General features: G+C 63.7%; 5 protein-coding genes. 2 read left to right on the forward strand and 3 right to left on the reverse strand.

Annotated elements, in window-relative coordinates:
• Positions 1-56 precede the first annotated feature (56 nt).
• Genes AC16XC_RS12455 through AC16XC_RS12465 form a run of 3 tightly spaced genes read right to left on the reverse strand, consistent with a single transcriptional unit; the run spans position 57 to position 3,895 of the window.
• Positions 57-1,067, reverse strand: a complete 1,011-nt coding sequence (locus AC16XC_RS12455) for a HupE/UreJ family protein (RefSeq protein WP_484034982.1) — start codon at positions 1,065-1,067, stop codon at positions 57-59.
• A gap of 4 nt (positions 1,068-1,071) precedes the next feature.
• On the reverse strand, positions 1,072-1,986 hold the full coding sequence (locus AC16XC_RS12460) for a peptidyl-prolyl cis-trans isomerase (RefSeq protein ID WP_484034983.1): 915 nt from the start codon (positions 1,984-1,986) through the stop codon (positions 1,072-1,074).
• 25 nt (positions 1,987-2,011) lie between these two features.
• Positions 2,012-3,895 carry a DUF3604 domain-containing protein gene (locus AC16XC_RS12465; RefSeq protein ID WP_484034984.1) on the reverse strand — a complete coding sequence of 628 codons (1,884 nt, stop codon included), beginning with the start codon at positions 3,893-3,895 and terminating at the stop codon, positions 2,012-2,014.
• A 122-nt stretch (positions 3,896-4,017) separates the two neighbouring features.
• On the opposite strand from AC16XC_RS12465, the gene AC16XC_RS12470 reads away from it, so the two are divergent.
• Positions 4,018-4,914, forward strand: coding sequence for an MBL fold metallo-hydrolase (locus AC16XC_RS12470; protein ID WP_484034985.1), 897 nt, complete (start codon positions 4,018-4,020; stop codon positions 4,912-4,914).
• 7 nt (positions 4,915-4,921) lie between these two features.
• Positions 4,922-5,268, forward strand: a 347-nt coding sequence (locus tag AC16XC_RS12475) for a GDP-mannose 4,6-dehydratase (RefSeq protein ID WP_484034986.1), incomplete at its 3' end; no start/stop codon positions are given.

The raw sequence follows: 5,268 nt of genomic DNA on the forward strand, positions 1-5,268 counted from the left end.
CGCACCAGTCCCCAAGAACCATTGTCACCGGACAGCGTCGGGCGGGCTGGCGCGAGCTACGCAAAGATTGGCAGCGACCGCTCGATGAACCAATAGGCGGCCGGGATGCCCAGCGCATAACCGGCAACCAGCCGCAATCTCCCCTCGATCTCGAAAGAGAGACTGTGGGGCAGGCGCAACGCCTTTCTCGCAGCCCAGAACGCCGCCAGCGCCGCCGCAATGAACAGGATCTGGCCGATCTCGACCCCGATGTTGAATGACAACAGCCCGGTGGCCAGCTCGCCCCGGGGCAATCCGATTTCCTGCAGCACCGCGGCAAATCCGAAACCGTGGAGCAGGCCGAAGCTCGAGGAGACCAGGATCGGATGCCGCGCGGCGAGGCCGTCGGGATGAGGAGCGACGATCTCCCGCGCAAGGAACAGGATCGAAAGCGCGATCACCGCTTCGACCGGGGCGATCGGCAGCCGCACGAGGTCGAGCGCGGCGAGCGACAGGGTGAGCGAATGGGCGATGGTGAAACCGGTCACCGCCAACAGCACGCGGCGCATGGTCCCCGCCAGCAGCAACAGCCCCGCCACGAACAGCAAATGATCGATCCCGGTCCAGATATGCGCGATCCCGAGCTGGAGATAATCCTGCGCCACCTGCAGCAGGCTGGGTTCCTGCGGGACGGTCCAGTGCTGCTGGTCGGGGGTCAGCAGCTGGGTAATCACCGAGCCATCGCGCAGTTCGAGCCTGAACAAGGTTGCGAGCGAAGGATTGTAGATCGCGTAACCGATCGACAGTTCGCGCCCCGCAAGCCCGCCCTCGCAGGTCACCACCTGCCGCCCGCCGATAACCGGCATCGGCTGGCCCTCCTCGTCGAGCGCCGGCGTGCAATTCTCCGGCCATGCGAGCGATGGCTGGTTGTCGTAGGCGACGCTCGGCGGAACGCGCAGCTGTGCCAGGTAGCGGTGGTTCTGCTGTTCGGTGATCGTGATGGCGAGCGGCCGCGCATCATGCGCAAATGCGGGAGCGGCAAGGATGAACAGCAGCAAGGCGGCCAGCGAGCCCAAGGCCGCTTTCATGACGCTAATCACCGCCACTCTCCGGCAGGGCGCCGTCGGGCAGTTCGATCCTGACGTCATAATGCTCGACCAGATCGGCGATCGAAGCATCGCGCGCCTCGCCGGTCTTTTCGGCCATGTAGTCGCTCAGCACCTGCTGCCGGACCTCATCGAATTTCGGCGACCCGGCTGCGCTCCGCTCGGTCAGCAGCACGACGTGCCAGCCGAATTGCGAGCGGATCGGCCCTTGCCACCTCGCCGACGGGCTCAGCTTCATCAGCTCTTCGGCAAAGGCCGACCCAAACTGGTTGGCGATGAATTGCTCGGAGCGGCCGACATAGTTCTGGAGATAGGGAAAGCGGTCGCCAAATTGCGGGGCGTCGTTGAAGCCCGCCTGGCGTGCGTTGAGCCGCGCCAGGATACGCCGCGCTTCCTGCTCGCCGCCGCCCGGATGGGCAATCTCGTCATCCACGAACACATGGGTGAAACTGGCTTCGGCCGGCTTGCGGTACTGCTCGGCATTCGCCGCGAAATAGTCCTCAAGCTCGCGGTCGCCCGGCGGCTCGATGTCAACCGCCAGGCCATCGACGAGGAACAGGATCTTCTGGATCAGGCGCTGGCGGATGACGAAATCCGCCTCGTCGAGCCCCATCGCCCGCGCCTCGCGCGCCATGGCTTCCTCCCTGACATAGGAGTCGACCAATTGCTGGCGTTCATCGGGCGACATCGCCTTGTAGGCGGCCGCAAAATAGCCGGGCTCGAAGGCCTGCGAGCGATATTGCATGAAATTGACCAGCGTCGCTTCGTCGACGACGATGGTGGTCTCGTCCTGCGTGCGGCGGTCACCCGGCCCGATCAGCCCGTACAATGCGAACAGGATACCCCCGGCGATCAGGAAATGGATCAACGGATCGCGCAAGATCCCGCGGGCAAAGTCCATCGGTGCGGTCCGTCAATCCAAGCCGTCAACCTGCCGGGGTGTACCAGATCGGCGAGGAATAGGCGCGTTCCTGGATCGTGGCCGGCTGGCCGGTCGCTGCGACATCGATCCCCAGCGCGATGGCGTCGAACAGCGAATGCCGCGGCGTCGGGATCTCGAGCACGCGGACGTAATAGAAGGCAGCCTGGCGCGGATCGAATTCGGGATCGGTCCAGACCGTCGCCAGCTGGACCGAGCCGATCGTGTTGGTCCACAACCCGGTTGCGAGATCGACCGTGTTGCCGACCGCAGGCAGTTTCCCGTCGCGATCGAGCTCGCGATCGCCCGACCAGGCGACCTCGAAAATCTTCTCGTGGGTTTCGCCGTGGCGATCGATCCAGCCCTTGATCACCTGGACCCGGTCGAGATTGCCCGAGAGCGGATCGCGCGCGGCGTGGATCAGGAAACCCGGTGCCTTGCCCGCAGGAGCATAGGCAAGATCCCCGCCCATCGGGATGCCCTTCGCATAGCCGATCGCGGCGATATCCCTGGCATCGGCATCGGCTGCCGAGAAATTGAACCCGCCGAACATCCGCAATGCAATCCGCGGACCGGTGGTGGCGTAAACTTCCTTGCGCTTGAACGCGGCGAAAATGCCCTCGCGGGTATTCTCCGTGGCCCAGGCCGCGACCCGGCCAGATGCACCCATCTCCCAGGCCGGGAAGATCACCGGGCGTTCGCCGGGCGCGGTGCGGTGCTTGCTCAAGGGAATGTCGGAGACCAGCTTGCCGTAGAAATCGGATTCCTGCACCGAACTGAGGCCGGTGTGGCTGTCGGTCGAGCCGATCAAGCCGAACTTGTAGGGATTGATCCCGGTGCGGCGCTGGAGTTCGAGCCCTTGCCGCAAGGCCGACCGGGCATAGTCCGCCGGTTCGGGCGTGATCGGGGTGCCGATCAGCAGCTTGCGACGGATTTCGAACGCCGCGAATTCATCATTGGGGGCAATTTCCGGGGAAGTCTCGGACGTGCCCTTGGCCTGGGTCACTTCGACCAGCGGTTCCCAGGTCTGCCTTTGCTGGGCATAGGCGGCCGAAATCGGTTCGCCGTCGCTGTCGGTCAGCTCGAACATCAGTCCGCCCGAAATGTTCGAATTGTGCGGAATGGCCAGGAAATCGATGCCGGTGCGGTCCTTGGTTGCCCCCAGCCACGACCACAGATCCTCCGGCCGCTGGCTGTCCTGGCTGCTATAGGGGATGAAACTGCTCGCGCCCTCGCTATCGGTATTGGCCAGCACGACCCGGTGCAAATTCTTGCCGCCATCGACCACCGAGGTCCATTCCCAACCGAACAGGGTGGTGAACTGGCCGGGGCGATAATTGTTTTCGGCGGCCTCGATCTCGACCGCCCAGGATGTGCTCCGCACAGCGTCGGAATAGATCTGGCTCATCATTTCCTGCAGCTCGGGCGCCGGCGGACCGGCCATGCCTGCAGTGGTGACGCTCATCGCCCCGTTGCGGCCTGGATCTGCAATGTGGGCCGCCAGCGCCTTGCGCCCCCAGGGGGTGGAGGTGAGCGTCTCGTCCGCGCGGTTGAGCAGGGTGAAGATGCCCATCATTTCAGCATGGTCGGTTACCGCCATGAAATCGAGCGGGCGGCGGATCTGGATCTTGCGATCGAGCCCCGGCTGTTCGATCGGGATGCCGCGGGCATAGCGATAGGCCATGTCGGGCGTAACCGTCCGGTTGTCGGTGATATAGGCGTCGAGCGAATGGTTCGTGTGCAGGTGGACATCGCCCCAATAAAGATTGGTCTGGGGGATTTCGGTTTCGACCGCTGTCGCGCTGCCTCCCGAATAGGCAAGCATCGCCGCACCAAGTCCGGCGCATGCCAGAAGCCTCGCCTCAATCCGCCTGCCAATCCCGAAAGCCATTCGTCCCTCCCTGACTTGTGCATTCCAATTCACATAAACAGATCGAAGGGACTCTGGAAAGGGCGAATCCCCTCGACCTTCGCCGCCGCATCCTTATGGATAGTGCAACAGGGAGTGATGCGATGAAGCCAATCGAGCTCGGCGATATGCGGGTGCACAAGGTCCACGAGATGGATAGCCCGGTGCCGCTGCTGGGCCAGTTGCCCGGCACGACCGCCGACGACCTCAAGCGGCTGATGCAATGGTACAACCAGCCCGATGAAATCACCGCCGAACCCGAGACCAGCTTCATGACCTTTTCGGTCCATAGCTGGGTGATCGAGATCGGCGGCCTGACGATCCTGGTCGATACCTGCTGCGGCAATCACAAGGACCGGTTGCTGCCCGAAGTGCATATGCTCGATACCGACTATCTCGGAAATTTGCGCCGTGCGGGCTTCGCACCGGAAGATATCGACCTGGTGATGTGCACCCACCTTCATTTCGACCATGTCGGGTGGAATACCCAGCTCGAGAACGGCAAATGGGTGCCGACCTTCCCCAAGGCGCGCTACCTCTTCAGCCGCAAGGATTTCGACTATTTCAAGGACAATCCGGAAGGCGAGGACCTGCATTACCAGTCATTCCTCGATTCGATCGTCCCGGTGATGGAAAAGGGCCAGGGCGAGATCGTCGACGAAGACCTCGTGGTCCATCGCGAGATCGGCGACGGGGTGTGGCTCCAGCCTGCCCCCGGCCACTCTCCCGGCTGCTGCACCGTCAACGCCCAGGCCGGCGGGCCGCCGGGCATGTTCTGGGGCGATGTGATCCACCACCCGGTCCAGCTGATCCGCCACGATTTGCCCTTCGCCTTCGATGCCGACGGTGCCGAGGCCTGCAAGACAAGGAAGCGGACCATGGACGAGGTCGCCGATACCGACATCGTGTGCTTCCCGGCGCATTTCCGCCGGTCATCGGCCGGGATGGTGAAGCGCGACGGCGATGCCTTCCGTTATGAATTCCTGAGCGACGGAGGCTGACGCGGCCATGCGGGTCCTCGTCACCGGGGCGGCGGGCTTTATCGGCGCGGCGCTGGCGCGTGCGCTGACCCTGCGCGGCGACGAAGTGCTGGGGATCGACAATCTCAACGACTATTACGACCCGGCGCTGAAGCAGGCGCGGCTCGACCTGCTCGAGCGCACCGCGGGCAATGCCTTTGCCTTTCGCAAACTCGACTTTGCCGACATGGCCTCGCTCGCCGGGGCGCTGGAAAGCGAGCGCTTCGAGCGCATCGTCCATCTCGGCGCGCAGGCCGGGGTGCGCTATTCGCTTGAAAACCCGCACGCCTATACCAGCAGCAATGTGGTCGGGCATTTGAACATGCTCGAGCTCGC

It is taken from the genome of Candidatus Andeanibacterium sp. (assembly GCF_057143545.1).